Genomic DNA, 24499 nt, shown 5'->3' with positions numbered 1-24499 from the left:
AGTGGTCATTTCTTGCCGGCGGCCAGCGCGGCGGCGAGCGCGTCGAGCTGGCCGGCCATCCATTGCTGGAAGGTCTTGCCGGCCGGCTGCGTCTCGGTGACGCTGAAGCTCGGCACGCCGGCGTCGCGCGCGATCTTCAGCATCCGCTTCGTCATCGGTTCTTCGGCCTGGCTGTTGTAGATCAGCACGCGCACCTGCTTCTTGCGCAGATCGTTCTCGAACGCGGCGACGTCCTGCGCGCTGGCTTCGGTGTCGTTCATCGTCGCGAGCTGGAAGCGCTGGTTGCGCATGTCGAGGCCGATCGCATCCGACATGTAGCCGAACACGGGCTCGGTGGCCGTCACCGGCACGCCCTTGTACTGCGCGCGCAGCGCGGCGACCTTGTCGTCGACGGGCTTCAGCGACGCGACGAACTTCTGCAGGTTCGCATCGTACTCGGCCTTGTTCGCGGGGTCGGCGCGGCCGAGCTCGGTGGCGATCGCGCGTGCGGCGGCCGGCATCGTGGCCGGGTCGTACCACAGGTGCGGATTGTCGCCCGGCTTCTTGCCGACCAGGTCGGCGACGACGATCGTCGCGCGCCGGGCCTGCTTCGATGCGGACAGCAGCTTGCCCATCCACGGATCGTAGTCGGCGCCGTTGTAGATCACGACCTGCGCGTGCTGCAGCGCGCGCGCGGTTTTCGGGCTCGCTTCGAACAGGTGCGGATCCTGGTCGGGATTGCTGAGGATGCTGGTTACCGCGACGTGGTGACCGCCGATCTGCGACGCGACGTCGCCATAGAAATTCTCCGCGGCGACGACGTTGACGGTCGCGGCCTGCGCGAAGCCGGGCGCCGCGAACGACAGCGCGGCGGCCGTGGCGGCGAACAGGCGTGCAAGCGACAAGGCGCGCCGCGGCGCGCGCTTCAGGGCAATGGACATGAAACTCCTCTTTGGAAAGGGCGCCGGCACGGCGCCGTGCGACGCGGCGTCAGCGCTGCGCGGGCTTACCCTTGCAGTGCCCGCACAGGCCGTTGAGCTCGACCACCTGATGGTGGACTTCGAAACCGTGCGCGGGCTCGCTCGCGGACAACTGCTTCGCGAGGTCGCTGCCCGGGATCTCGACGGTATCGCCGCACGAATCGCAGATCAGGAACTGACCTTCATGCGGCACGCCGATCTCGCAGCACGCGAAGAACGCGTTTCTGGATTCGATCCGGTGGATGAAGCCGTGTTCGACGAGGAAATCCAGCGCGCGATAGACGGTCGTGGGCGGCACGCGGCCGCGTTGCGGTTCGAGCTCGGCGAGCAGGTCGTATGCGCCGATCGGGCGCTGCGCGGCGAGCACGCGTTCGTAGACCTGCCGGCGCAGCGGCGTCCACGCGAGCCCATGCTCGGCGGCGAATGCGTCGGCCCGGGACAGCCGGGCGTCAATGGACGATGAGGTAGCCATGGCGTGAAGCACGCGAATGAAACGAAGTATCGCGATGATATAACGTATCTATTCCCCGTGCAGCCCGAATTCTCGGTTCCGCCTGTACTCCGTCCCCTTCATCGCCGTTTCAGCCGCGCCGCACCCAGCGCGCCGCGCGTTGCCGGGCGTGCGTCCCCGGCCCGCGGCTCATGCCGCCGTGCCGCAGCGCATCATCGAAAGCCGCCGTGCCGCCTTGACAGCGCGAATCGCGTATCCGATCATTCGACCAACGATAGAGCAATTGATCGGTCAGCGAGCGTTCGCTCACCTCGCGGCCTTCGTGCAGCAGAACGAACCGGAGACAACCAGTGAGACTGGACAACAAGGTCGCGATCCTGACGGGCGCGGCAAGCGGCATCGGCGAAGCGGTCGCGCAACGCTATCTGGACGAGGGCGCGCGCTGCGTGCTGGTCGACGTGAAACCGCCGAGCGGGTCGCTCGCGCGGCTGATCGAAGCGAATCCCGGCCGCGCTGTGGCGGTCACCGCGGACGTCACGCGCCGCGACGACATCGAACGGATCGTCGCCACGGCCGTCGAGCGTTTCGGCGGCGTCGACATCCTGTTCAACAACGCGGCGCTGTTCGACATGCGCCCGCTCCTCGACGAATCGTGGGACGTGTTCGACCGGCTGTTCTCGGTCAACGTGAAAGGGCTGTTCTTTCTGATGCAGGCCGTCGCGCAGCGGATGGTCGAGCAGGGCCGCGGCGGCAAGATCGTCAACATGTCGTCGCAGGCCGGGCGTCGCGGCGAGGCACTCGTTTCGCACTACTGCGCGACCAAGGCCGCGGTGATCAGTTACACGCAGTCGGCCGCGCTCGCGCTCGCGCCGCACCGGATCAACGTGAACGGCATCGCGCCGGGCGTGGTCGACACGCCGATGTGGGAGCAGGTCGATGCGCTGTTCGCGCGCTACGAGAACCGGCCGCTCGGCGAGAAGAAGCGGCTTGTCGGCGAAGCCGTGCCGCTCGGCCGCATGGGCGTGCCCGGCGACCTGACGGGTGCCGCGCTGTTCCTCGCGTCGGCCGACGCCGACTACATTACCGCCCAGACGCTGAACGTCGACGGCGGCAACTGGATGAGCTGAGACATGGCGCCGCTCGCACGCGCAACCGCCGAACCACGAGGGCACGCATGATGGCCGAGATCGTCGTCGCCGGCGAACTGCTGGCCGAATTCGTCGCCGCCGAACGCGGCCAGGGTTTCGACACGCCGGGCCTGTTCGCCGGGCCGTTCCCGAGCGGCGCGCCGGCGATCTTCGCCGATCAGGCCGCGCGGCTGGGCGCGCGCGTCGCGTACGCGGGCTGCGTCGGTCGCGATGCGTTCGGTGACGCGATCGTCGCACGGCTCGAACGCGACGGCGTCGACGTGGCGCGCATCCGCCGCGTGGCCCGCCCGACCGGCACCGCGTTCGTCGCGTATCGCGACGACGGGTCGCGCAGCTTCGTGTTTGCGCTGTCCACCAGCGCGGCCGCCTGCGTCGATGCATCCGACGTCGATGCCGCGATGTTCGACGGCTGCCGCTACTTCCACGTGATGGGCTCGTCGCTGACGAGCGAATCGGCGATCGCGGCGGTGCAGCGCGGCGTGTTCGAGGCGGCGCGCGTCGGCGCGAAGGTGTCGTTCGATCCGAACGTGCGGCCCGAGATGCTGAGCTTCCGCCCGATGCGCGCGGCGCTCGACGCGATGCTCGCCGCGTGCCACCTGTTCCTGCCGAGCGAGGCCGACCTGCCGTTCTTTTGCGGGCCGCAGCCGGCCGAACGCGCGATCGCGGGCCTGCTCGCGACGCATCCGTTGCTCGAGCGCGTCGTGCTCAAGCGCGGCGCGGCCGGCAGCGTCGCGTTCGATCGCGCGAGCCGTGTCGAGGCGCAGGCCTGCGCGGTCGACGAACTCGATCCGACGGGCGCCGGCGACTGCTTCGGCGGCACGCTGGTCGCGAGTCTCGTCGCCGGCCTGCCGATCGACGTGGCATTGCGCCGTGCGAACGCGGCCGGCGCGATCGCGGTCACGCGGCGCGGTCCGATGGAGGGCAACAGCGGCGCCGCCGAGATCGACCGTTTCCTGACCGAACGAGGTATCGCATGTCCGGCCTGACTCCCACCGCCGAGCGCACGCGCACCGCGCATGCCGACGCCGTGCTGCGGATGATCTTCGACGCGAATCGCGCGGATGCGCAGCGCGGCATCTATTCGATCTGCAGCGCGCACCGGCTCGTGCTGGAAGCCGCATGCGAAGCCGCGCGCGCGGACGGCTCGCCGCTGCTGATCGAGGCCACCTGCAACCAGGTGAATCATCTCGGCGGCTATACGGGCATGACGCCCGCCGACTTCCGGCGCGACGTCGATGCGATCGCGCAGCGCTGCGGGCTCGCGCCGTCGGCCCTCGTGCTCGGCGGCGATCATCTGGGGCCGAACCCGTGGCGGCACCGCCGCGCGGCCGATGCGATGCGCGAAGCGGCCGCGATGGTCGAGGCCTACGTCGAAGCCGGTTTCGAAAAGATCCACCTCGACGCGAGCATGGCCTGCGCGGACGATCCCGCGCGGCTCGACGATCGCACGATCGCCGCGCGCGCGGCCGAGCTGTGCCGCGCGGCGGAAGCGGCAGCCGCGCGCGCCGGCACCGCGCCCGTCTACGTGATCGGCACCGAGGTGCCGACGCCGGGCGGCGAAGTGGCGGGCGACGGCGGCGCGGGCGGCGCGGCGATGGCGCACATCGCGGTCACGCGCAGCGACAGCATCGCCGCGACGCTCGACGCGCACCGCAGCGCCTTCGCCGCGGCCGGGCTCGACGACGCATGGACGCGCGTGGTCGCGATCGTCGCGCAGCCGGGCGTCGACTTCGACGATCGCCACGTGCTCGACTACGACAGCACGAAGGCCGCATCGCTCGGCGCGAGCATCCTGCGTACGCCGCGCCTCGTGTTCGAAGCGCATTCGACCGACTACCAGACCGAAGGCGCGCTCGCCGCGCTCGTGCGCGACCACTTCGCGGTGCTGAAGGTCGGCCCCGCGCTGACCTTCGCGCTGCGCGAGGCGCTGTTCGCGCTGACCTTCATCGAGGATGCGCTGATCGACGACGCCGCGCAGCGCTCGCGGCTGCGCGACGTGGTCGACGCCGCGATGCGCGCGCAGCCCGAGCACTGGGCGCCGTACTACCGCGGCGACGAGACCGAGCAGCGGCTCGCGCGCCAGTTCAGCTACAGCGACCGGATCCGTTACTACTGGCTGCAGCCGGCCGTCGCGGCGGCGGTCGAGCAGCTGTTCGACAACCTCGCGCGGCAACCGGTGCCCGAAACGCTCGTCGCGCAGTGGCTGCCGGACGTGTACGCGGCGTGCCGCGCGGGCGGCCTCGCGAAAGCGCCGCGCACATGGGTGCGCCACCGGATACGCGACGTGATCGCGCACTATGCGCGCGCGTGCGGAATGCAGCGGCCGGCGTGACGGGCCGCGAAGGAAACGACGCAATAACGATGCAATAACGACGCAGTTCGAACAATCACAGGAGACATGCCATGCAACGAAAGATGCTCGACGCCGCCGTACGCTGCTTCGCCGGCGCCGCGTTCGCGACGGCCGCCTGCGCCGCATCCGCCGGCACGCTGACGATCGCGACGCTGAACAACCCCGACATGATCGAGCTGAAGAAGCTGTCGCCGGCGTTCGAGAAGGCGAACCCCGACATCAAGCTGAACTGGGTGATCCTCGAGGAGAACGTGCTGCGCCAGCGCGCGACCACCGACATCACGACCGGCAGCGGCCAGTTCGACGTGATGGCGATCGGCACCTACGAGACGCCGCAGTGGGGCAAGCGCGGCTGGCTCGCGCCGATGACGGGGCTGCCCGCCGATTACGACCTGAACGACATCGTGAAGACCGCGCGCGACAGCCTGTCGTACAACGGCCAGCTCTACGCGCTGCCGTTCTACGTCGAAAGCTCGATGACGTTCTACCGGAAAGACCTGTTCGCGGCGAAGGGGCTCAAGATGCCCGACCAGCCGACCTACGACCAGATCGCCGAATTCGCGGACAAGCTCACCGACAAGGCGAAGGGCACCTACGGCATCTGCCTGCGCGGCAAGGCCGGCTGGGGCGAGAACATGGCGTACGTGTCGACGGTCGTGAACACGTTCGGCGGGCGCTGGTTCGACGAGAACTGGAACGCGCAGCTCACGTCGCCCGAGTGGAAGAAGGCGATCACGTTCTACGTGAATCTGCTGAAGAAAGACGGCCCGCCGGGAGCGAGCTCGAACGGCTTCAACGAAAACCTGACGCTGACCGCATCGGGCAAGTGCGCGATGTGGATCGACGCGACGGTCGCGGCCGGGATGCTCTATAACAAACAACAGTCGCAGGTTGCCGACAAGATCGGCTTCGCGGCCGCGCCGGTCGCCGTCACGCCGAAGGGCTCGCACTGGCTGTGGGCGTGGGCGCTGGCCGTGCCGAAGACGTCGAAGCAGCAGGACGCCGCGCGCAAGTTCATCGCGTGGGCGACCTCCAAGCAGTACGTCGAGATGGTCGGCAAGGACGAAGGCTGGGCGTCGGTGCCGCCGGGCACGCGCACGTCGACCTACCAGCGCCCCGAGTACAAGGCCGCCGCGCCGTTCTCGGACTTCGTGCTGAAGGCGATCGAGACGGCCGATCCGAACGATCCGTCGCTGAAGAAGGTGCCGTACACGGGCGTGCAGTACGTCGGGATTCCTGAATTCCAGTCGTTCGGCACGGTGGTCGGCCAGGCGATCGCCGGTGCGGTGGCCGGCCAGATGACGGTCGACCAGGCGCTCGCCGCCGGACAGGCCGCGGCGGACCGCGCGGTGCGCCAGGCCGGCTACAAGAAGTAACGCGTCCCGCACCGTGCGCGTCGTCGCGCGCGGTGCGGGTCGCGCCAGCAGAAAGGCGGGCAGGCCGTTCGCACCCGCGCCTCAACCGGAGGGACTCCGATCATGCGTCATTTACGTCTTCCCCTGAGCCACGCGCCGTCGGTCGGCGATGCGGCGTCGCCGCCGGGCGCACCGCGCCGCGCGCGCGGCGGCGCACGCTGGCTCGTCTCGCCGTCCGTCGCGGTGCTGCTGCTGTGGATGTCGATTCCGCTCGCGATGACGATCTGGTATTCGTTCTCGCGCTACAACCTGCTGAACCCGGACGTGAAGGGTTTCGCCGGGCTCGACAACTACCGCTTCCTCGCGACCGATCCGTCGTTCCTGCCGGCGATCTGGCACACGCTCGTGCTGATCGGCGCGGTGCTCGCGATCACGGTGGTCGGCGGCGTGCTGATGGCCGTGCTGTTCGACCGCAAGTTCTACGGGCAGGGCATCGCGCGCCTGCTCGCGATCGCGCCGTTCTTCGTGATGCCGACGGTGGCCGCGCTGATCTGGAAGAACATGATCCTGCATCCGGTGTACGGGCTCGTCGCGACCGCGATGCGCGCGCTCGGGATGACCCCGATCGACTGGTTCGCCGATTACCCGCTCACCGCCGTGATCATGATCGTCGCGTGGCAGTGGCTGCCGTTCGCGTTCCTGATCCTGTTCACCGCGATCCAGTCGCTCGACCAGGAGCAGAAGGAAGCCGCGCGCATCGACGGCGCCGGCCCGATCGCGATGTTCTTCTACATCACGCTGCCGCACCTGAAGCGCGCGATCGCCGTGGTCGTGATGATGGAGACCATCTTCCTGCTGTCGATCTTCGCGGAGATCTACACGACGACGGGCGGCGGCCCGGGCGACGCGACCACCAACCTGTCGTACCTGATCTATGCGCTCGGCCTGCAGCAGTTCGACGTCGGCCTCGCGTCCGCGGGCGGGATCATCGCCGTCGTGGTTGCGAACGTCGTGTCGTTCTTCCTCGTGCGGATGCTCGCGCGCAACCTGAAGGGAGAGTACGAGAAATGAGCGACCTCACTTTCGAAGGCCGGCGCACGCCGGCCGCGTTCGACCTCGTGCGGCGTGCGCTGCCCGGCGCGCTCGCTTGGCTCATCGCGCTGCTGCTGTTCTTCCCGATCTTCTGGATGGCGATCACCGCATTCAAGACCGAGCAGCAGGCGTATGCATCGACGCTGTTCTTCGTGCCGACGCTCGACAGCTTCCGCGAGGTGTTCGCACGCAGCAACTACTTCGCGTTCGCGTGGAATTCGGTGCTGATCTCGGCGGGCGTCACGGTGATCTCGCTGCTGCTCGCGGTGCCGGCCGCCTACGCGATGGCGTTCTTCCCGAACCACCGCACGCAGAAGGTGCTGCTGTGGATGCTGTCGACCAAGATGATGCCGTCGGTCGGCGTGCTGGTGCCGATCTACCTGCTGTGGAAGAACGCGGGGCTGCTCGATACCGTGTCGGGCCTCGTGATCGTCTACACGCTGATCAACCTGCCGATCGCGGTGTGGATGACCTTCACGTACTTCAACGAGATCCCGAAGGACATCCTCGAAGCCGGCCGCATCGACGGCGCATCGACGTGGCAGGAGATCGTCTACCTGCTGATGCCGATGGCGCTGCCGGGGCTTGCGTCCACCGCGCTGCTGCTCGTGATCCTGTCGTGGAACGAGGCGTTCTGGAGCATCAACCTGTCGAGCTCGAACGCCGCGCCGCTGACCGTGTTCATCGCGTCGTACTCGAGCCCCGAGGGCCTGTTCTGGGCGAAGCTGTCCGCAGCTTCCCTGCTCGCGGTCGCGCCGATCCTGATCGTCGGCTGGCTGTCGCAGAAGCAGCTCGTGCGCGGTCTCACGTTCGGAGCGGTCAAATGAGCGCGGCCGGCGAAGGGACGAACGTGCTGATCTGCGACTGCGACGGCGTGCTGATCGACAGCGAGGCCGTGGCCGCCGACGTGATCGTGCGCGAGCTCGATGCGCGCTGGCCGGGTGTCGATGCGCGGCCGGCGGTGATGCCGCTGCTCGGGCTGCGCATCGAGCGCGTGCTGGCCGGCGCGGGCGAAGCGGCCGGACGCGCGCTGTCGGCCGACGACGTCGACGCGATTCGCCGCGCGGTCGAGGCGGCGGCCGTCAATGCGCCGATGGTCGACGGCATCGACGCGGCGCTGGCCGCGATCCGGCTGACCACGGCATGCGCGAGCAACAGCTACCGCGCATACGTCGAGGCGGCGCTCGCGCGCACCGGCCTCGCGCGCTTCTTCGGCGACCGGCTGTTCTGCGCGGACGCCGTCGCGCGCCCGAAGCCGGCGCCCGACGTGTATCTCGCGGCCGCGCACGCGCTCGGCGTCGTGCCCGCGCAATGCCTCGTCGTCGAGGACAGCGCGACCGGCATCACCGCGGCCGCCGCGGCCGGCATGACCGTGCTCGGCTTCGTCGGCGGCGGGCATGCGTCGGCCGCGCAGATCGACGCGCTGCGCGGGATCGGCGCGCGTCACGTATTCGACGACATGCACGAGCTGCCCGGCTACGTCGCGCGCTGGCAGGCGACGGGCGCGGTGCTGCCGAACTAGCAACCACGAACGATTGCGCGCCGCGCTCGAACGACGCGGCGCATCACGAACGAACGGAGACAGACCATGGCAAGCGTGCTCCTGCGCAACATCGCGAAGCGCTACGACGACACCGAAGTGCTGCGCAACGTGAACCTCGACATCGCCGACGGCGAATTCGTCGTGTTCGTCGGGCCGAGCGGCTGCGGCAAATCCACGTTGATGCGAATGATCGCCGGGCTCGAGGACATCTCGAGCGGCGACCTGCTGATCGACGGCGCGAAGGTCAACGACGTGCCGAGCGCGAAGCGCGGCATCGCGATGGTGTTCCAGTCGTATGCGCTGTATCCGCACATGACGCTGTACGACAACATGGCGTTCGGCCTGAAGCTCGCCGGCGCGAAGAAGCCCGAGATCGACCAGGCGGTGAAGCAGGCCGCGAAGATCCTGCACATCGATCATCTGCTCGACCGCAAGCCGAAGCAGCTGTCGGGCGGCCAGCGGCAGCGCGTCGCGATCGGCCGCGCGATCACGCGCAAGCCGAAGGTGTTCCTGTTCGACGAACCGCTGTCGAACCTCGACGCCGCGCTGCGCGTGAAGATGCGGCTGGAGTTCGCGCGGCTGCACGACGAGCTGAAGACGACGATGATCTACGTGACGCACGACCAGGTCGAGGCGATGACGCTCGCGGACAAGATCGTCGTGCTGTCGGGCGGCGCGGTGCAGCAGGTCGGCACGCCGAACGCGCTGTATCACGCGCCGGCGAACCAGTTCGTCGCGGGCTTCATCGGCTCGCCGAAGATGAATTTCCTGAAGGGCACGGTCGAGTCGGCCGATGCGACGGGCGTGCTGGTGCGCTTCGGCAGCGGCGAGACGCAGCGCGTCGCGGTCGAAGCGGCGGGGCTGCAGCGCGGTGCGGCGGTGACGGTCGGCGTGCGGCCCGAGCACCTGATCGTGGGGCAGGCCGCGACCGGTGTGGCCGCGCGGACGATGGCCGTCGAATCGCTCGGCGATGCCGCGTATCTGTACGCGGAGTCGGCCGTCGCACCGGACGGACTGATCGCGCGGATTCCGCCGCTCGACACGTACCGCACCGGCGAGGCGCTGCACGTGCATGCGCAGGCCGAGCACTGCCACCTGTTCGACGAAAACGGGCAGGCGTTCCGGCGGCTCAGCGTGCACGCGAAGGCGGCGTGAGGGCGCGCGCCGGTCAGAGGCGCAGGTGCGCGGCCAGGTGGTCGACGAACGCGCGCAGCTTCGGCGTCGGATGGCGGCCTGACGGCCACAGCACGTAGACCGGCGTGCGGCTCGCGACGTGCTCGGCGAGCACCGCGCGCAGCGTGCCGTCGTCGAGCGCGTCGCGCACGAAGAACTCGGGCAGACACGCGATGCCGAGCCCGCGCAGCGTGAAGCACAGGCGTGTTTCCGCGTTGTTGCTGACCATCGATACCGGCACCTCCGGCGGCGTGCCGGCGCGCGGCGCGCGCAACGGCCAGATCTCGAGCTTGCCGCTGCTCGGGAAGCGGAAGTGCAGGCAGCGGTGCTGCGCGAGATCGGCCGGCGTGCGCGGCGTGCCGTGCCGCTCGAGGTAGTCGGGCGACGCGACGAGGTGCTGGCGGAAGTAGCCGAGCAGCCGCGACGACAGCCGCGAATCCGTCGGCCGGCCGGTGCGCAGCACCACGTCGAAGCCTTCGTCGACCACGTCGACGATCCGGTCGTTGAAGTCGATGTCGAGCTCGATCTCCGGATACGCGGCCATGAAATCGGCGAGCACCGGCAGCAGCAGCGTGCCGATCGTCGGCAGGCTCATGCGCAGTCGCCCGCGCGGCGCTTCGGCGCTGTGCGTCAATTCCTGCTCGGCCGCATCGATCTCCGCGATCACGCGCCGGCATCGTTCGAGAAAGCGCGCGCCTTCCGCGGTCAGCGTGATGCTGCGCGTGCTGCGGTGAAAGAGCCGCACGTTCAGCCGGGCCTCGAGCCGCGCGATGCGCTTGCCGATCGCGGACGCCGACAGCCCGAGCGCGCGGCCGGCCGCAACGAAGCTGCGCGTTTCCGCGACCTGGACGAACACGACGAAGCCGCCAAGATTTTCCATGGAGGTTCCCGATTGCGGACACCGATGTCCGGAGTGTCCGGAACTCTAACCCGGTTTTTCTTCCCGCGCCGGCTCCCTACGATGGGCGTTCCTTCATCGTTCAAGGTCACGCCATGTCATCCCTGCTTGTCACTGCCCATCGCGGCGAACCGGACGCCGCGCCCGATCGCGCGCGGGCCGAGATGCGGTACGAAGGAATGCACGGGCGCGCCGTCGCCGACGTGCGCGATGCGGGGCATCGCGTCGACGACCGGAGCGCGGCATGAGCGAATGCGTATCCGTTTCCGACTCCGCGTCCGTCTCCGACCGGGCGGCCGATCCGGCATCGGGTTCGTCTGCCCCGGTGCGCGCGCGCCTGCCGGTCGCGAACCTGCTGGCGCTGGCGACCGCCGGCTTCATCACGATCCTCACCGAAGCGTTGCCGGCCGGCCTGCTGCCGTTGATGAGCGTCGACCTGCACGTGACCGAGGCGCTGATCGGCCAGCTCGTGACCGTCTATGCGCTCGGCTCGATCGTCGCGGCGATTCCGCTCGTCGCCGCGACGCGCGCGATGCGCCGGCGCCCGCTGCTGATCGCGGCGCTGGCCGGCTTCGTCGTGTCGAATGCGCTGACGGCCGCGTCGCCGTACTACGCGCTCACGCTTGCCGCGCGCTTCGTCGCGGGCATGTCGGCCGGGCTGCTGTGGGCGCTGCTGGCCGGCTATGCGAGCCGGATGGTCGACGCGTCGGCGCGCGGCCGCGCGATCGCGGTCGCGATGCTCGGTGCGCCGGTCGCGATGTCGATCGGCATCCCGGCCGGGACCGCGCTCGGCGCGATGTTCGGCTGGCGCATCGCGTTCGCGGGCATCACGGTCGCGGCGCTCGCGCTGATCGGCTGGATCCGGCTGCGCGTGCCCGACTATCCGGGGCAGCAGGCCGGCACACGCGAGCCGGTGCTCGGCGCGCTCACGCTGCCGGGCGTGCGGCCGGTGCTGGTCGTGATGTTCGCGTACGTGCTCGCGCACAACATGCTGTACACGTACATCGCACCGTTTCTCGCGGGCGTGCGGATGGGCGCGCAAGTCGATGCGGTGCTGTTCGTGTTCGGCGTCGCGTCGCTGGTCGGCATCGCCCTGACGGGCGCATGGATCGGCGCCGCGCAGCGGCGGCTGACGCTCGCGAGCATCGCGCTGTTCGCGCTTGCTGCGGCGATGCTCGGTGCGGGTGCCGGGATGACGATCGTCTATGCGGGTGTCGCGTTGTGGGGGCTCGCGTTCGGCGGCGCGCCGACGCTGTTCCAGACGGCCACCGCGAACGCGGCCGGCGACGCGGCCGATGTCGCGCAGTCGATGCTGGTGACGGTGTGGAACCTCGCGATCGCGGGCGGCGGCATCGCGGGCGGCATGCTGCTCGGCGCGACGGGCGCGGGGTCGATTCCGTGGGTGCTCGTCGCGCTGCTGGCGGCGGCGTGGCTCGGCGCATGGCGCGCGCACCGGCATGCGTTTCCGGCACCGCGCGCGGCCGTTGCCGCGTGAGCCTGCGGCGGCGTCAGGCCGCCTTCGCTTCGAGCGCCGCGCGTGCGCAGGTTTCGTCGGTGACGAGCCCCGACAGCCAGCCGCCGCGCAGCGCGGCGATCACCGCGTCGCGCTTCTTCGGGCCGCCGGCGAATGCGATCGTCGGGCGCCTGGGCGGCGTGCCGAGCGCGACGCTCGTCACGCGTCCGCTCGTCGAGACGTCGATCCGCTTGCCCTGCGCATCGATCGGCACGCCGAGCAGTTCGGCCACCGCGCCGAGCGCGGTCATCTCGTCGCGCTCCTGCTCGGTGATGAAGCCGTCTTCGTAGAGCGGGCAGTGCGGGCCGATGTTGCCGACCCCGACGAACGCGACGTCGGCCTGGCCCGACAGCGCATCGACGATCCGGTACAGCCGGTGATTGCACCATTGCGCGCGCTCGGCGGCGCTGTCGGCGAACAGCGGCGCGGGCAGCAGGAAGTGCTTGCTGCCGGTTTTTTCGGAGATGTACTGCGCGACGTCGTAGCGGTTCGACGAGCCGTCGGCCGCGATCGCGCCGACCATCGATACGAGGCGGTGCTGCGGCCGGTCGATCTGCGCGATCTGTGCGACTGCGGCCTTCAGCGTCCGGCCGCTGCTCACGGCGATCACCATCGGCCGCGTCTCGTTCAGGTAGCGCTCCATCACCTGCGCGCCGGCGACCGCGAGCTTGCGGTCGATCGCTTCGGGCGCGTCGGCATCGACGGGCACGACTTCGCACATCGCGAGGCCATAGCGTTTCGACAACTGCGCGCCGAGGTCGAGACAGTCGGCGAGCTGATGATCGACGCGCACGCGGATCAAATTCTTCTCGACCGCGAACGCGACGAGGCGCTGCGCGACCGGGCGCGACACCTGCAGCTTCTCGGCGATTTCGTTCTGCGTGTCGCCCGCGACGTAGTAGAGCCACGCGGCACGCGTGGCGAGATCGAGTTTTTCTGAGGACTTGGACACGATAGCGGTTCGGTTCGGATCTGGGGGCCGCCCCCGCGGGCCGGCCGTCGGGCGGCGCAACGGCATCCACTGTAACGTATGTCGGGCGCGCGGCCGAGGGCCGCTGCGCGTCGCGGCGGCGCTTACGCGAGCCGCGCGCGCGACGGTTCGTAAAGCGGGCGCACGTGACGGTACAGCGCGCGGAATGCGTCGAGGCGCTCGCGCAGCAGCACGTGACGCGCGGCGTCGGGCGCGTATTCGGCGCGCACCGGCGGCTTGGTCAGCACCGCATGCGGATCGCCGCCGACGGCGAGCCAGCCGAGTCGTGCCGCACCGAGCGCCGCGCCCGTTTCGCCGCCGCCGTGCTGGCGCGTATGCACGTTCAGCGCATCGGCGATCAGTTGCGCCCAGAACGCGCTGCGTGCGCCGCCGCCGATCAGCGACAGCCGGTCGGTTTCCACGCCGGCCGTATGCAGCGCATCGAGGCCGTCGGCGAGGCCGAGCGTCACGCCTTCGAGCACCGCGTAGCCGAGATGCGCGCGTTCGGTCGCATGCGTCATCCCGAAGAACACGCCCTGCGCGTACGGATCGTTGTGCGGCGTGCGCTCGCCCGACAGGTAGGGCAGGAACAGCGGCGCCGTCGCGAGCGCATCGGCGTCGAGCGCTTCGATTTCGGCGAGCAGCGCGGGCTCGTCGGTGCCGGTCAGCTTGCAGACCCAGCGCAGGCAGCTCGCGGCCGACAGCACGACGCTCATCAATTGCCAGCGATCGGGAATCGCGTGACAGAACGCATGCACGGCCGACGCCGGATTCGGCATGAAGCGGTCGCCGACCACGCTCAGCACGCCCGACGTGCCGAGCGACACGAAGCCGTCGCCCGCATGGATCGCGCCGATGCCGAGCGCGCTCGTCGCGTTGTCGCCGCCGCCGCCCGCCACGACGACGGCCTCCGACAGCCCGAGTTCGCGCGCGACATCCGCGCGCAGCGTGCCGGACGGCGCGTTGCCTTCGACGATGCGCGGCATCTGGTCGCGCGTCATGTCGCATGCGGCGAGCAGCGCGTCGGACCAGTCGCGGCGCGCGACGTCGAGCCACAGCGTGCCGGCCGCGTCGGACGGGTCGGACACCTTCGCGCCCGTGAGCCGGAAGCGCAGGTAATCCTTCGGCATCAGCACGCACGCGGTGGCGGCGAACACGTCGGGTTCGTGCTTCGCGACCCACAGCAGCTTCGGCGCGGTGAAGCCGGGCATCGCCAGGTTGCCGGCCAGCGCGTGCAGATCGGGCGCGCGTTCGGTGAGCAGCGCGCATTCGTCGGCGCTGCGCATGTCGTTCCACAGGATCGCCGGGCGCAGCACGCGGTCGTCGCGGCCGAGCAGCACCGCGCCGTGCATCTGGCCCGACAGGCCGATCCCGCGCACCTGCGCGAATGCGTGAGGATGCCGTTCGCGCAGCGCCGCGAGCGCGGCGAGCGTGCCCTGCCACCAGTCGTCCGGATGCTGTTCCGCCCAGCGCGGATGCGGCCGCGACACGCTGAACGGCGTGCCCGCGGTGCCGACCACCGTGCCGTCGGGGGCCAGCAGCAGCACCTTCACTTCCGAGGTGCCGAGGTCGATGCCGAGATACATGAGCGATCCGTTCCGTCAGTGAGGAGCCGCTACTTTAGCCGCACGCACGCGTGCATGCCAACGCAGGTTCGCCCGGATGCGCGGCCGCTTGCCAGCGGCCGGCTGCCGGGTATCGGGCCGCGTCAGCGCTGCGCGAGCCATGCGTCCACGCGTGCGAGCCCCGCGCGCAGCGCGTCGAACAGCGCGGCGTTGCCGGCGAGCGAGCCCCACAGCGCGCGGCTCGCGCACAGCGCGACGACCGGGTCGTCGGCTTCCACGATCGCGCGCGCGGCGCCTTCGTCCATTACGCCGTCCTGGTAGGCATACGGCAAGAGGCCGCGTGCCCGGCGTTCGAGAAAGCGCAGGAACAGCGCCGGCAATACGGCGGTGGCGACCGGCGCCGCGCCGCGCGCGAACGACTCGACGAGCGTCGGCGCGATGAAGCCGGGAATCTTCGAGAAGCCGTCGGCCGCGACGCGCTGGTTCGTGTCGAGCACGTACGGGTTGCCGAAGCGTTCGAGCACGACGTCGCGATAGCGTTCGAGGTCGAGCGGGCTCGGGGTGAGGCACGGGATCACGTCCTGCGTCACGTAGTCGTGCGCGAAGTGGCGGATCGCCGCGTCGTGCGTGCCTTCGTGGATATACGTGTGGCCGGCGAGCGTGCCGGCCCATGCGATGCAGCTGTGCGTCGCGTTGAGGATGCGGATCTTCGCTTCCTCGTACGGATGCACGTCGTCGACCAGTTCCGCGCCGGCCAGCTCCCAGCGCGGCCGGCCGGCCGCGAAGCGGTCCTCGATCACCCACTGGATGAACGATTCGCCCATCACCGGGCACGCATCGTCGACGCCGGTTGCCGCGCGCACGCGTTCGCGCACGTCGTCGGTCGGGCGCGGCGTGATGCGGTCGACCATCGCGCTCGGCGTCGCGACATGGGCGTCGAACCATGCGAGCAGGTCGGTCTGGCCACGCCGTTCGAGGAATTCGCGCATGCCCGCGCGAAAGCGCGCGCCGTTGTTGCGCAGGTTGTCGCAGCTTTGCAGCGTGAGCGGGCCCGCGTCGCGCTTCACGCGTTCGGCGAGCAGCGCCGCGAGCGCGCCGTACAGCGTCGTGCGCGCGCCCTGCAGATCGGCCGCGAGATCCGCGTTCGCGAGGTCGAGCCGGTTGTGTTCGTCGAGGTAGTAGCCGCCCTCGGTGACGGTGAACGACACGATCCGGCACGCCGGGTCGGCGCCGGCGTCGACCAGTGCGGCGAGGTCGATCGACCACGGCAGCACGCACGAGATCGCGCGGATCGTCTCGTACGCGCGCTCGCCTTGCGGCGTGACGGTTTCCAGCGTGTATTCGCCGTGTTGCGCGGCGAGCGCATCCATCGTCGCGCGCATGTCGTCGCGGATGTTGCCGACGGTCAGCGACCAGCGTTCGTCGGCCGGCACGGCCGCGTTCACGCGGTGCAGATACCACGCCTGGTGCGCGCGGTGGAACGAGCCGGCACCGATGTGCAGCAGCACGGGCGTGCGGGCGGAGGGCGATGCGGTCATCAGGTGTCTCCTGTCGCGAGCGGATCGCGCTCGGCCTGGCTGCCGCCGCGATCCATGCTGACGAATACGATCATTTGCTCTTCATGTGAGCGAATGATCGTATTCGGGCAAGCGAAAGTCAAGGCAACGGCGTGGCATTTCGATGGTGCGCTGCGGCGGCCGGCGATGCGCGGGCGCCGCGCGGCAGCAGCGGGGTGGGCGTCAGCGCCCGTCGGCGCGCGTCAATGCGACGAGTTCGTCGAGCAGCTTGCCGGCCGGGCCGGGCAGGATGCCGTGGCGGCGGCGGAATGCGGTGAGCGTGCGTACCGCGACGACTTCGCGCACGGGCAGCGTGTCGATCGTGCCGGCGCGCCGTTCGGCGCCGTACATCGGCTCGGCCATCCAGCTCAGGAAGTCCGCATGCGCGACGAGGCTCTTCAGCGTCGTGACCGAGCGCGTCTCGACCGCGATGTCGGGCAGCGCCAGCCCGTGCGCGTCGAAGGTCGCGCGCATGTGGTCGAACGGCGCGGTGCCGCGCGGCGGAATCGCCCAGCGCGCGTGCAGCGTGTCGGTGAGCGTCGGCGCGCGGCCGAGCGCGCGCAGCGGATGGTGCGGCGCCGCAACGATATGGCTGCGATCTTCCCAGCGGCACTCGGGAATCGCGACGATCTCGTCGGTGTCGGGCCCGTGCGCGGACAGCGCGAGATCGATCTCGTGCTTGTGCAGCCCTTCCGCGAGCCGGTCCCATACGCCTTCGAGGATCTCGACGCGCAGGTTCGGCCAGCGGTCGAGCACGCGGCCGACCGCGACCGGCAGCACGAGGCTCGCGATGCTGCCCACCGCGCCGACCTTGATCGTGCCCTTCGCGAAGCCGCGCATCGCGTCGAGCTCCTCGCGCGCGTGCTCGGCCTCGTGCTGCAGCAGCGTCGCGTGCGGCAGCAGCGCGTCGCCGAACGCGGTGAGCTGCACGCCTTTCGAATGGCGCTCGAACAGCGGCGCGCCGACCTGGTCCTCGAGCCGCTTCAGGATCCGGCTCAGCGCCGGCTGCGTGACGTGCAGCGCGTCGGCCGCGCGGCCGAGGCTGCCGCACGCGACGATGGTCGTGAATGCCCGCAATTGTCGGAGATCGAAAGTCATGCCGAAACGTAATGGCTTTTCGCAAAAAATACAGTATCCGCGAATGACCAGCGCTTCGATACTGTGGAAACCGCCAAGCCACCGAGGAGACGCCCGAGCATGTCCGGCACCCCGTCCCATTCCGCCGCACCGATCACCGTCCGCGACGCCGTCATCGACCTGTTCCGCCAGTTCGGCATCGACCGCGTGTTCGGCAATCCCGGCTCGACCGAGCTGCCGATGTTCCGCGATTTCCCCGCCGATTTCAGCTACGTGCTCGGCCTGCAGGAGGCCGTCGTGGTCGGGATGGCGGACGGCCATGCGCAGGCCACCGGCAACGCGGCCGTCGTGAACCTGCATTCGGCGGCCGGTGTCGGCAACGCGATGGGCAACCTGTTCACCGCGTTCAAGAACCGTACGCCGCTGATCGTCACCGCCGGCCAACAGGCGCGCGCGATCCTGCCGTTCGATCCGTTTCTCGGCGCGACGCAGGCCGCCGAGCTGCCGAAGCCGTACGTGAAGTGGAGCATCGAGCCCGCCCGGGCGCAGGACGTGCCGGCGGCGATCGCGCGTGCGTACCGGATCGCGATGCAGGAGCCGCGCGGGCCGGTGTTCGTGTCGATTCCGGTCGACGACTGGGACCAGCCGGCCGCGTTGCTGCCGCCCCGCGCCGTGAGCAGCATCGTGCGGCCCGATCCCGACGCGCTCGCGCGGCTCGCCGACGCGCTCGATGCCGCGCGGCGTCCCGCGCTGGTGGTCGGCGCGGCCGTCGATCGCGCCGGCGCGTGGGACGACGTCGTGCGGCTCGCCGAGCGGCACCGTGCGCGCGTGTACGTCGCGCCGATGTCGGGGCGCTGCAGCTTTCCCGAGGACCATCCGCTGTTCGCCGGCTTCCTGCCCGCGATCCGCGAGAAGATCGTCGCGCGGCTCGACGGGCACGACCTCGTGTTCGCGTTCGGCGCGCCCGCGTTCACCTATCACATCGAGGGATTCGGCCCGCACGTGCCGCCGGGCGCCGCGCTCGTGCAGCTCGTCGACGATCCCGGCATCGCGGCGTGGACGCCGTCGGGCGACGCGGTGGTCGGCAACCTGCGGCTCGCGGCGCGCGACCTGCTGGCGCGACCGGCGCCGCCGGAGCGGCCGATGCCGGCGCCGAGTCCGGCGCGCCCGCGCGTCGCCATGCCGCCCGCCGGCGAACGGATGTCGGTGGCGTTCGCGCTGCAGACGCTCGCCGACGTACGCGACGCACACGACATCGTCGTCGAGGAGGCGCCGAGCGCGCGGCCCGTGATGCAGGCGCATCTGCCGTTCACGCGCAGCGGCACGTTCTACACGATGGACAGCGGCGGGCTCGGCTACGGGATGCCGGCGGCGGTCGGCGTCGCGCTCGCGCGGCCGGGGCAGCGCGTGATCGCGCTGATCGGCGATGGGTCGAGCCTGTATTCGATCCAGGCGTTGTGGAGCGCCGCGCAGCTGAAGTTGCCGATCACGTTCGTGATCCTGAACAATCGTCGCTATGCGGCGCTGCAGGATTTCGCGCCGGTGTTCGGCTTCGGCCCCGACGATCCGGTGCAGGGCACCGATCTGCCCGACCTGAATTTCGTCGCGCTGGCGCAAGGGATGGGCTGCCGCGGCATTCGCGTGGCCGACGCCGCGCGCCTGCACGACACGTTGACCGACGCGCTGCGCGCCGCCGCGCCCGTCGTCGTCGAAATCGAAGTGGCCTGACGCGCAGCGCGCGTCGTTCCGGAGACTCCATGCAAACCGTATCGATGCTGATCGGCGGCGTACGCCGCGATTCGTCCAGCGGCGCGACGTTCGTGCGCCGCAACCCGCTCGACGGCGAAATTGCGTCGACCGCACCCGCGTGCACGGTCGACGATGCACGCGCGGCGGCCGACGCGGCGGCTCGTGCGTTTCCCGACTGGGCGGCACTTGGTCCCGGCGCGCGCCGCGCGCTGCTGCTCAAGGCCGCCGCCGCACTCGAAGCGAAGCACGACCAGTTTGTCGCCGCGATGGCGGCCGAAACCGGCGCGTCGGCGCTGTGGGCCGGCTTCAACGTGCACCTTGCCGCGAGCGGGCTCGTCGAGGCCGCGTCGCTGACCACGCAGATCGGCGGCGAGCTGATTCCGTCCGACGTGCCCGGCTCGCTCGCGATGGGCGTGCGGCAGCCGGCCGGCGTCGTGCTCGGCATCGCGCCGTGGAACGCGCCGGTGATCCTCGCGACGCGCGCGCTCGCGCTGCCGCTCGCGTGCGGCAACACGGTCGTGCTGAAGGGCTCGGAACTGTGTCCGGTCACGCACGGGCTGATCGTCGAGGCGTTGCAGGAGGCCGGTTTGCCGCCGGGTGTCGTGAACTTCGTGACGAACGCGCCCGACGATGCGGGTGCCGTCGTCGATGCATTGATCGCGCATCCGGCCGTGCGCCGCGTGAACTTCACCGGATCGACGCGCGTCGGGCGGATCGTCGCCGAAGCGTGCGCGCGCCACCTGAAACCGGCGGTGCTCGAACTCGGCGGCAAGGCGCCGTTCGTCGTGCTCGACGATGCCGATCTCGACGCGGCGGTGGCAGCGGCCGCATTCGGCGCGTTCGCGAATTCCGGGCAGATCTGCATGTCGACCGAACGGTTCGTCGTCGACGCATCGATCGCCGATGCGTTCGTCGCGAAGCTCGCCGACAAGGCGGCCTCGCTGCCGCTCGGCGACCCGCGCCACGGGCCCGTCGTGCTCGGCTCGCTGATCGACATGAAGGCCGTCGAGCGCTGCAACGCGCTGATCGACGATGCGCTCGCGCACGGCGCGACGCTCGCGTGCGGCGGCAAGTCCGGCAGCACGCTGTTCCCGGCGACGCTCATCGATCGCGTGACGCCCGCGATGCGGATCTATGCGGAGGAATCGTTCGGGCCGGTAAAGGGCATCGTGCGCGTCGACGGCGAAGAGGCGGCGATCCGCTGCGCGAACGACAACGCGTTCGGGCTGTCGTCGGCCGTGTTCAGCCGCGACATCGCGCGTGCGATGCGCGTCGCGGCACGCATCGAATCGGGCATCTGCCACGTGAACGGCCCGACCGTGCACGACGAGGCGCAGATGCCGTTCGGCGGCGTGAAGGACAGCGGCTTCGGCCATTTCGGCGGCAAGGCCGGGATCGCCGCGTTCACGGACCTGCGCTGGATCACCGTGCAGACCGCGCCGCGTCACTATCCGTTCTGAGAGGCCGCCGACGATGAAGATTGCGATTCTCGGCGCGGGCGCGATGGGCTCGCTGTTCGGCGGCTTGCTGGCCGAGCGGGGCGAGGCCGTCACGTTGATCGACGTGAACGACGCGCATCTCGACGCGATTCGTCGCGACGGTTTGCGCATCGACGACGATCGCGGCGAACGCCGCATCCGCACGCTGCATGCCGTGCGACCCGAAGCCGCGCATGCGGCGGCGCTTGCATCGCCCGACACGCCGTTCGATCTGCTGATCGTTTTCACCAAATCGACGCATACGCGCGCGGCGCTCGACGGCGTGCGCGCGTTGCTGGGCCCGCAGACGTCCGTGCTGACGCTGCAGAACGGGCTCGGCAACGTCGAGACGCTGAACGCGTTCGTGCCGCTCGAACGCATTCTGGTCGGCGTCACGACGTGGCCGGCCGACGTCGCCGGCCCCGGGCATGTGCGCTCGCACGGTGCCGGCACGATCCGCATGATGACGGCCGACGGTGCGGCGCGCCCGTTCGCGGCGACGGTGGCCGCCGCATTGTCGGATGCCGGGCTCGCCTGCTCGCTCGATGCCGACGTGTGGGCCGCAATCTGGGAGAAGGTCGCGTTCAACGCCGCGCTCAACACGCTGTGCGCGACGACGCGCTGCACGGTCGACCAGCTCGGCCGCCATGACGACGGGCTGCGGCTCGCGCTGGCGATCGCGGCCGAGACGGCCGCCGTCGCGCGTGCGAAAGGCATCGGCGTCGACGGCGAGCGCATCGCGCGCAACGTCGGGCATGCGATCCGCGAACATCGCGGCCACCGGCCGTCGATGCTGCAGGACGTGCTCGCGGGCCGCCGCACGGAGATCGACGCGATCAGCGGCAGGGTCGTCGCGGCCGCGCGCGAGACGGGCGTCGCGGTCCCGCATACCGACACGCTGCTCGCGCTGGTCAGGCTGATCGACGCGCGGAGCGACTGAGCATCGGGCCGGTCGCGGGTTCGCGGCGCGCGGCAGCACGGATGCGCCGCACGCGGGCGGACGGCGCGCGGCCGACACGGACTGGACAGGAAAGCTGAACGAGCCGGCGCATCGACGCCGGCCGCGCAGCACGAGATTCGGGCACGCGCCTGCGCGCCAGCCCGGGCAACTGGAGACGCCATGAAAGTCATCGAATGCCGTTGTCTTGCCGCGCGCCGTTCGCGCACATCGCCGCCGCCGCGCGGCACACGGGAGGCCGCATGAGCACGCGCGACGGATTGCCGCCGCCGTCGGTCGACATCGGCGCGACACTCGACGACGGGCCGTTTACGGCGATGCAGCGCGGCGTGGTGCTGCTCGCCGCGCTCGCGATCGTGCTCGACGGTTTCGACGGCCAGTTGATCGGCTTCGCGATTCCGGTGCTGATCCGCGAATGGGGAATCACGCGCGGCGCATTCGCGCCCGCGGTGGCGGCCGGACTGATCGGCATGGGCATCGGCAGCGCGTGCGCGGGGCTCGTCGCGGACCGCTTCGGCCGCCGCCAGGCCGTGATCGGCAGCGTGTTCCTGTTCGGCGTCGCGACCTGCGCGATCGGCTTCGCGCCGAACGTCGCCGCGATCGCGATGCTGCGCTTCTGCGCGGGGCTCGGGATCGGCGGCGCGCTGCCGACGGCCACGACGATGACGGCCGAATACACGCCCGCGCGGCGCCGCACGATGATGGTCACGGCGACGATCGTGTGCGTGCCGCTCGGCGGCATGCTGGCCGGGTTGTTCGCGCACGAGGTGCTGCCGCGCTACGGCTGGCGCGGGCTGTTCTTCGCGGGCGGCGCGCTGCCGCTCGTGCTCGGCTTCGTGCTCGTGCGCGCGCTGCCCGAATCGCCGCGCTATCTGGCGCGCCGCCCCGCGCGCTGGCCGGAACTCGGCGCGCTGCTCGCACGCATGCAGCGGCCGGTCGCGCCCGGCACCGTGTTCACCGATTTGCGCGATGCGCGTGCGCCCGGTGCGCGGGGCGGCTTCGGCGCGCTGTTCGCCGGCGGCCAGGCGCGCGACACGATCGCGCTGTGGTGTGCGTTCTTCATGTGTCTGCTCGCGGTGTACGCGGCATTCAGCTGGCTGCCGACGATGCTGGCCGCGAGCGGGCTCAGCGTGGCGGTCGCGGGCGCGGGGCTCACCGCGTACAACCTCGGCGGCGTGATCGGCGCGCTGCTGTGCGCGTGGGCGATCGCGCATGCCGGTTCGCGCTGGCCGCTCGCGCTGTGCAGCATCGGCGGCGCCGCGAGCGCGGCCTGGCTGATGGGCGTCGATGCGGGGCGTCACACGGGCTGGCTGATCGCCGGGCTCGGCCTGCACGGCCTGTTCGTCAACGCGGTGCAGTCGACGATGTATGCGCTCTGCGCGTACATCTATCCGACGGCGGTGCGCGCGACCGGCACCGCGAGCGCGCTCGCGTTCGGCCGGCTCGGCGCGATCCTCAGCGCGTTCGCCGGCGCGATCGTGATCACCACGGGCGGCGCGAATGCGTACCTGGCGATGCTGGCCGCCGCGATGGGCGTGGTCTGCGTCGCGCTGCTCGCGATGCGGCGGCACATTCCGCGATTGACGCGCGAACGGGCGTTGCCGCGCGAAGGAGAGGAACTGGCCCGCACGTCGTCGTGACGCGCGGGCGCATGGCGTGCGTTACAGCGTGGTCCGGACGTGCCACAGCTCGGGGAACAGCACGACGTCGAGCATCTTGCGCAGATACGGCGCGCCGCTCGTGCCGCCCGTGCCTTGCTTGAAGCCGATGATGCGCTCGACGGTCGTCACGTGACGGAAACGCCACTGGCGGAACGCATCCTCGAGATCGACGAGCTCCTCGGCCATTTCGTACAGCTCCCAGTGCTGCTGCGGATGACGATAGACCTCGAGCCATGCGGCCTCGACCGTTTCGTCGTGACGCATCGGCTGCGTCCAGTCGCGTTCGAGCCGCCCGGGCGCGATCGCGAAGCCGCGGCGCGCGAGCAGGCGCACGACCTCGTCGTAGAACGACGGCGCCTCGAGCGTCGCGCGCACCTGTTCGAGGATGTCGGGCCGGTGTGCATGCGGCTGCAGCATCTGCGCGTTCTTGTTGCCGAGCAGGAATTCGAGCTGACGATACTGGTACGACTGAAAGCCCGACGACTGGCCGAGATACGGCCGCATTGCCGAATATTCGGACGGCGTCATCGTCGACAGTACGTTCCATGCCTGCACGAGCTGCTCGAGAATGCGCGACACGCGCGCGAGCATCTTGAACGCGGGCGGCAGCGCATCGTCGCGCACGGCATCGAGCGCACCGCGCAGCTCGAACAGCGCGAGCTTCATCCACAGCTCGCTCGTCTGATGCTGGATGATGAACAGCATCTCGTTGTGATCGGGCGACAGCGGATGCTGCGCATCGAGGATCGAATTCAGCGACAGGTAGTCGCCGTAGCTCATCGACTTCGAAAAATCGAGCTGCGCGTCGTGCCAGCCGGCTTGCGCGGCGGCATCGCCGGGCACGTGCGGCGCTTCGTGGGCCTGAGCGGCTTGCGGCGATTGCGCGGCGCGTGCGCCCGAGAACGGGCAGCCCGCCGGCGCATCGTCGCCGGGTGGCTGCATATGACCAGAATTCACGACTTTCTCCAGGATTGAATGACGGGGGCGCGGCGCGCGGCCT

At 70.2% G+C, this 24499-nt stretch carries 23 protein-coding genes; 14 read left to right on the top strand and 9 right to left on the bottom strand.

The genetic code is table 11. From position 1 onward, the window contains the following. Window positions 1–5 precede the first annotated feature (5 nt). From DCN14_RS28440 to DCN14_RS28430, 3 genes are all read right to left on the bottom strand, one after another. Window positions 6–920 (bottom strand): metal ABC transporter solute-binding protein, encoded by a 915-nt coding sequence (locus DCN14_RS28440; RefSeq protein WP_096502482.1) that lies wholly within the window; start codon window positions 918–920, stop codon window positions 6–8. Between the two features lie 49 nt (window positions 921–969). Beyond that, window positions 970–1431 carry a Fur family transcriptional regulator gene (locus DCN14_RS28435; RefSeq protein WP_096502480.1) on the bottom strand — a complete coding sequence of 154 codons (462 nt, stop codon included), beginning with the start codon at window positions 1429–1431 and terminating at the stop codon, window positions 970–972. 109 nt (window positions 1432–1540) lie between these two features. Continuing rightward, on the bottom strand, window positions 1541–1777 hold the full coding sequence (locus tag DCN14_RS28430) for a hypothetical protein (RefSeq protein WP_143331651.1): 237 nt from the start codon (window positions 1775–1777) through the stop codon (window positions 1541–1543). Here DCN14_RS28430 and DCN14_RS28425 point away from each other — a divergent pair. The 8 genes from DCN14_RS28425 (at window position 1761) to ugpC (ending at window position 10056) form a co-directional block, all read left to right on the top strand. Continuing rightward, window positions 1761–2537: an L-iditol 2-dehydrogenase gene (locus DCN14_RS28425; RefSeq protein ID WP_096502476.1), complete on the top strand. Its 777-nt coding sequence runs from the start codon at window positions 1761–1763 to the stop codon at window positions 2535–2537. The two genes, DCN14_RS28430 and DCN14_RS28425, sit on opposite strands and share 17 nt — an antisense overlap. A 50-nt stretch (window positions 2538–2587) precedes the next feature. Next, entirely contained in the window at window positions 2588–3544 is a 957-nt protein-coding gene (locus DCN14_RS28420; protein ID WP_096502516.1) for a sugar kinase, read from the top strand. Continuing rightward, window positions 3532–4890, top strand: a complete 1359-nt coding sequence (locus DCN14_RS28415; protein ID WP_096502474.1) for a D-tagatose-bisphosphate aldolase, class II, non-catalytic subunit — start codon at window positions 3532–3534, stop codon at window positions 4888–4890. The genes DCN14_RS28420 and DCN14_RS28415 overlap by 13 nt, the downstream gene beginning before the upstream one ends. A 71-nt stretch (window positions 4891–4961) precedes the next feature. Beyond that, on the top strand, window positions 4962–6287 hold the full coding sequence (locus DCN14_RS28410; protein ID WP_096502472.1) for a sugar ABC transporter substrate-binding protein: 1326 nt from the start codon (window positions 4962–4964) through the stop codon (window positions 6285–6287). 102 nt (window positions 6288–6389) lie between these two features. Beyond that, window positions 6390–7337, top strand: coding sequence for a sugar ABC transporter permease (locus DCN14_RS28405; RefSeq protein WP_096502470.1), 948 nt, complete (start codon window positions 6390–6392; stop codon window positions 7335–7337). Then, window positions 7334–8185 (top strand): carbohydrate ABC transporter permease, encoded by an 852-nt coding sequence (locus DCN14_RS28400; protein ID WP_096502468.1) that lies wholly within the window; start codon window positions 7334–7336, stop codon window positions 8183–8185. Before DCN14_RS28405 ends, DCN14_RS28400 begins: the two co-directional genes overlap by 4 nt. Beyond that, a complete protein-coding gene (locus tag DCN14_RS28395) occupies window positions 8182–8880 on the top strand; it encodes an HAD family phosphatase (protein WP_096502466.1) in 699 nt (232 codons plus the stop codon). Before DCN14_RS28400 ends, DCN14_RS28395 begins: the two co-directional genes overlap by 4 nt. A gap of 66 nt (window positions 8881–8946) precedes the next feature. Beyond that, the gene (gene ugpC, locus DCN14_RS28390) at window positions 8947–10056 is read left to right on the top strand and encodes a sn-glycerol-3-phosphate ABC transporter ATP-binding protein UgpC (protein ID WP_096502464.1); all 1110 of its coding nucleotides are present in this window, start codon (window positions 8947–8949) and stop codon (window positions 10054–10056) included. A gap of 13 nt (window positions 10057–10069) precedes the next feature. Here ugpC and DCN14_RS28385 read toward each other — a convergent pair whose 3' ends face one another. Continuing rightward, window positions 10070–10954, bottom strand: coding sequence for a LysR family transcriptional regulator (locus DCN14_RS28385; RefSeq protein ID WP_096502462.1), 885 nt, complete (start codon window positions 10952–10954; stop codon window positions 10070–10072). A gap of 113 nt (window positions 10955–11067) precedes the next feature. Between DCN14_RS28385 and DCN14_RS38125 the strand changes: the two genes are divergently transcribed. Together DCN14_RS38125 and DCN14_RS28380 are read left to right on the top strand one after the other, a co-directional pair. Further along, window positions 11068–11220, top strand: a complete 153-nt coding sequence (locus tag DCN14_RS38125; protein ID WP_162826249.1) for a hypothetical protein — start codon at window positions 11068–11070, stop codon at window positions 11218–11220. After that, window positions 11217–12467, top strand: coding sequence for an MFS transporter (locus DCN14_RS28380; protein WP_096502460.1), 1251 nt, complete (start codon window positions 11217–11219; stop codon window positions 12465–12467). Before DCN14_RS38125 ends, DCN14_RS28380 begins: the two co-directional genes overlap by 4 nt. Window positions 12468–12480: 13 nt before the next feature. On the opposite strand, the gene DCN14_RS28375 is transcribed toward DCN14_RS28380, so the two are convergent. The 4 genes from DCN14_RS28375 to DCN14_RS28360 form a co-directional block, all read right to left on the bottom strand. Continuing rightward, on the bottom strand, window positions 12481–13503 hold the full coding sequence (locus DCN14_RS28375; RefSeq protein WP_096502458.1) for a sugar-binding transcriptional regulator: 1023 nt from the start codon (window positions 13501–13503) through the stop codon (window positions 12481–12483). 56 nt (window positions 13504–13559) lie between these two features. Next, entirely contained in the window at window positions 13560–15041 is a 1482-nt protein-coding gene (xylB, locus tag DCN14_RS28370; RefSeq protein ID WP_096502456.1) for a xylulokinase, read from the bottom strand. A 122-nt stretch (window positions 15042–15163) separates the two neighbouring features. Next, window positions 15164–16558, bottom strand: a complete 1395-nt coding sequence (gene dalD, locus DCN14_RS28365; protein ID WP_096502454.1) for a D-arabinitol 4-dehydrogenase — start codon at window positions 16556–16558, stop codon at window positions 15164–15166. Between the two features lie 201 nt (window positions 16559–16759). Then, a complete protein-coding gene (locus DCN14_RS28360; RefSeq protein ID WP_096502452.1) occupies window positions 16760–17674 on the bottom strand; it encodes a LysR family transcriptional regulator in 915 nt (304 codons plus the stop codon). A 99-nt stretch (window positions 17675–17773) separates the two neighbouring features. Between DCN14_RS28360 and mdlC the strand changes: the two genes are divergently transcribed. From mdlC to DCN14_RS28340, 4 genes are all read left to right on the top strand, one after another. After that, window positions 17774–19381, top strand: coding sequence for a benzoylformate decarboxylase (gene mdlC, locus DCN14_RS28355; RefSeq protein ID WP_096502450.1), 1608 nt, complete (start codon window positions 17774–17776; stop codon window positions 19379–19381). Window positions 19382–19410: 29 nt separating this feature from the next. Further along, window positions 19411–20862 carry an aldehyde dehydrogenase gene (locus DCN14_RS28350; RefSeq protein WP_096502448.1) on the top strand — a complete coding sequence of 484 codons (1452 nt, stop codon included), beginning with the start codon at window positions 19411–19413 and terminating at the stop codon, window positions 20860–20862. A gap of 13 nt (window positions 20863–20875) precedes the next feature. Next, the gene (locus DCN14_RS28345) at window positions 20876–21820 is read left to right on the top strand and encodes a 2-dehydropantoate 2-reductase (protein WP_096502446.1); all 945 of its coding nucleotides are present in this window, start codon (window positions 20876–20878) and stop codon (window positions 21818–21820) included. Between the two features lie 260 nt (window positions 21821–22080). Continuing rightward, complete coding sequence (locus DCN14_RS28340; RefSeq protein WP_096502514.1) at window positions 22081–23478, top strand: MFS transporter; 1398 nt, start codon at window positions 22081–22083, stop codon at window positions 23476–23478. A gap of 21 nt (window positions 23479–23499) precedes the next feature. Here the strand turns inward: DCN14_RS28340 and kynA are convergent, their stop codons facing one another. Continuing rightward, window positions 23500–24441, bottom strand: a complete 942-nt coding sequence (gene kynA, locus DCN14_RS28335; RefSeq protein WP_096502444.1) for a tryptophan 2,3-dioxygenase — start codon at window positions 24439–24441, stop codon at window positions 23500–23502. Between the last annotated feature and the right edge of the window lie 58 nt (window positions 24442–24499).

This window comes from Burkholderia sp. IDO3 (assembly GCF_003366075.1).
GTDB classification, from domain to species: Bacteria; Pseudomonadota; Gammaproteobacteria; order Burkholderiales; family Burkholderiaceae; genus Burkholderia; species Burkholderia anthina.
The sequence above is the reverse complement of the archived record's forward strand: the minus strand, read 5'-3'. Positions and strand labels throughout refer to the sequence as shown.

Excerpts from the sequence above, each read along its gene's own strand:
- DCN14_RS28440 (WP_096502482.1), bottom strand. The coding sequence starts at position 920 with ATGTCCATTGCCCTGAAGCGCGCGCCGCGGCGCGCCTTGTCGCTTGCA.
- DCN14_RS28435 (WP_096502480.1), bottom strand. The coding sequence starts at position 1,431 with ATGGCTACCTCATCGTCCATTGACGCCCGGCTGTCCCGGGCCGACGCA.
- DCN14_RS28420 (WP_096502516.1), top strand. The coding sequence starts at position 2,588 with ATGGCCGAGATCGTCGTCGCCGGCGAACTGCTGGCCGAATTCGTCGCC.
- DCN14_RS28415 (WP_096502474.1), top strand. The coding sequence starts at position 3,532 with ATGTCCGGCCTGACTCCCACCGCCGAGCGCACGCGCACCGCGCATGCC.
- DCN14_RS28410 (WP_096502472.1), top strand. The coding sequence starts at position 4,962 with ATGCAACGAAAGATGCTCGACGCCGCCGTACGCTGCTTCGCCGGCGCC.
- DCN14_RS28405 (WP_096502470.1), top strand. The coding sequence starts at position 6,390 with ATGCGTCATTTACGTCTTCCCCTGAGCCACGCGCCGTCGGTCGGCGAT.
- DCN14_RS28400 (WP_096502468.1), top strand. The coding sequence starts at position 7,334 with ATGAGCGACCTCACTTTCGAAGGCCGGCGCACGCCGGCCGCGTTCGAC.
- DCN14_RS28395 (WP_096502466.1), top strand. The coding sequence starts at position 8,182 with ATGAGCGCGGCCGGCGAAGGGACGAACGTGCTGATCTGCGACTGCGAC.
- ugpC (WP_096502464.1), top strand. The coding sequence starts at position 8,947 with ATGGCAAGCGTGCTCCTGCGCAACATCGCGAAGCGCTACGACGACACC.
- DCN14_RS28385 (WP_096502462.1), bottom strand. The coding sequence starts at position 10,954 with ATGGAAAATCTTGGCGGCTTCGTCGTGTTCGTCCAGGTCGCGGAAACG.
- DCN14_RS38125 (WP_162826249.1), top strand. The coding sequence starts at position 11,068 with ATGTCATCCCTGCTTGTCACTGCCCATCGCGGCGAACCGGACGCCGCG.
- DCN14_RS28380 (WP_096502460.1), top strand. The coding sequence starts at position 11,217 with ATGAGCGAATGCGTATCCGTTTCCGACTCCGCGTCCGTCTCCGACCGG.
- DCN14_RS28375 (WP_096502458.1), bottom strand. The coding sequence starts at position 13,503 with ATGCCGTTGCGCCGCCCGACGGCCGGCCCGCGGGGGCGGCCCCCAGAT.
- xylB (WP_096502456.1), bottom strand. The coding sequence starts at position 15,041 with ATGTATCTCGGCATCGACCTCGGCACCTCGGAAGTGAAGGTGCTGCTG.
- dalD (WP_096502454.1), bottom strand. The coding sequence starts at position 16,558 with ATGACCGCATCGCCCTCCGCCCGCACGCCCGTGCTGCTGCACATCGGT.
- DCN14_RS28360 (WP_096502452.1), bottom strand. The coding sequence starts at position 17,674 with ATGACTTTCGATCTCCGACAATTGCGGGCATTCACGACCATCGTCGCG.
- mdlC (WP_096502450.1), top strand. The coding sequence starts at position 17,774 with ATGTCCGGCACCCCGTCCCATTCCGCCGCACCGATCACCGTCCGCGAC.
- DCN14_RS28350 (WP_096502448.1), top strand. The coding sequence starts at position 19,411 with ATGCAAACCGTATCGATGCTGATCGGCGGCGTACGCCGCGATTCGTCC.
- DCN14_RS28345 (WP_096502446.1), top strand. The coding sequence starts at position 20,876 with ATGAAGATTGCGATTCTCGGCGCGGGCGCGATGGGCTCGCTGTTCGGC.
- DCN14_RS28340 (WP_096502514.1), top strand. The coding sequence starts at position 22,081 with ATGAGCACGCGCGACGGATTGCCGCCGCCGTCGGTCGACATCGGCGCG.
- kynA (WP_096502444.1), bottom strand. The coding sequence starts at position 24,441 with ATGCAGCCACCCGGCGACGATGCGCCGGCGGGCTGCCCGTTCTCGGGC.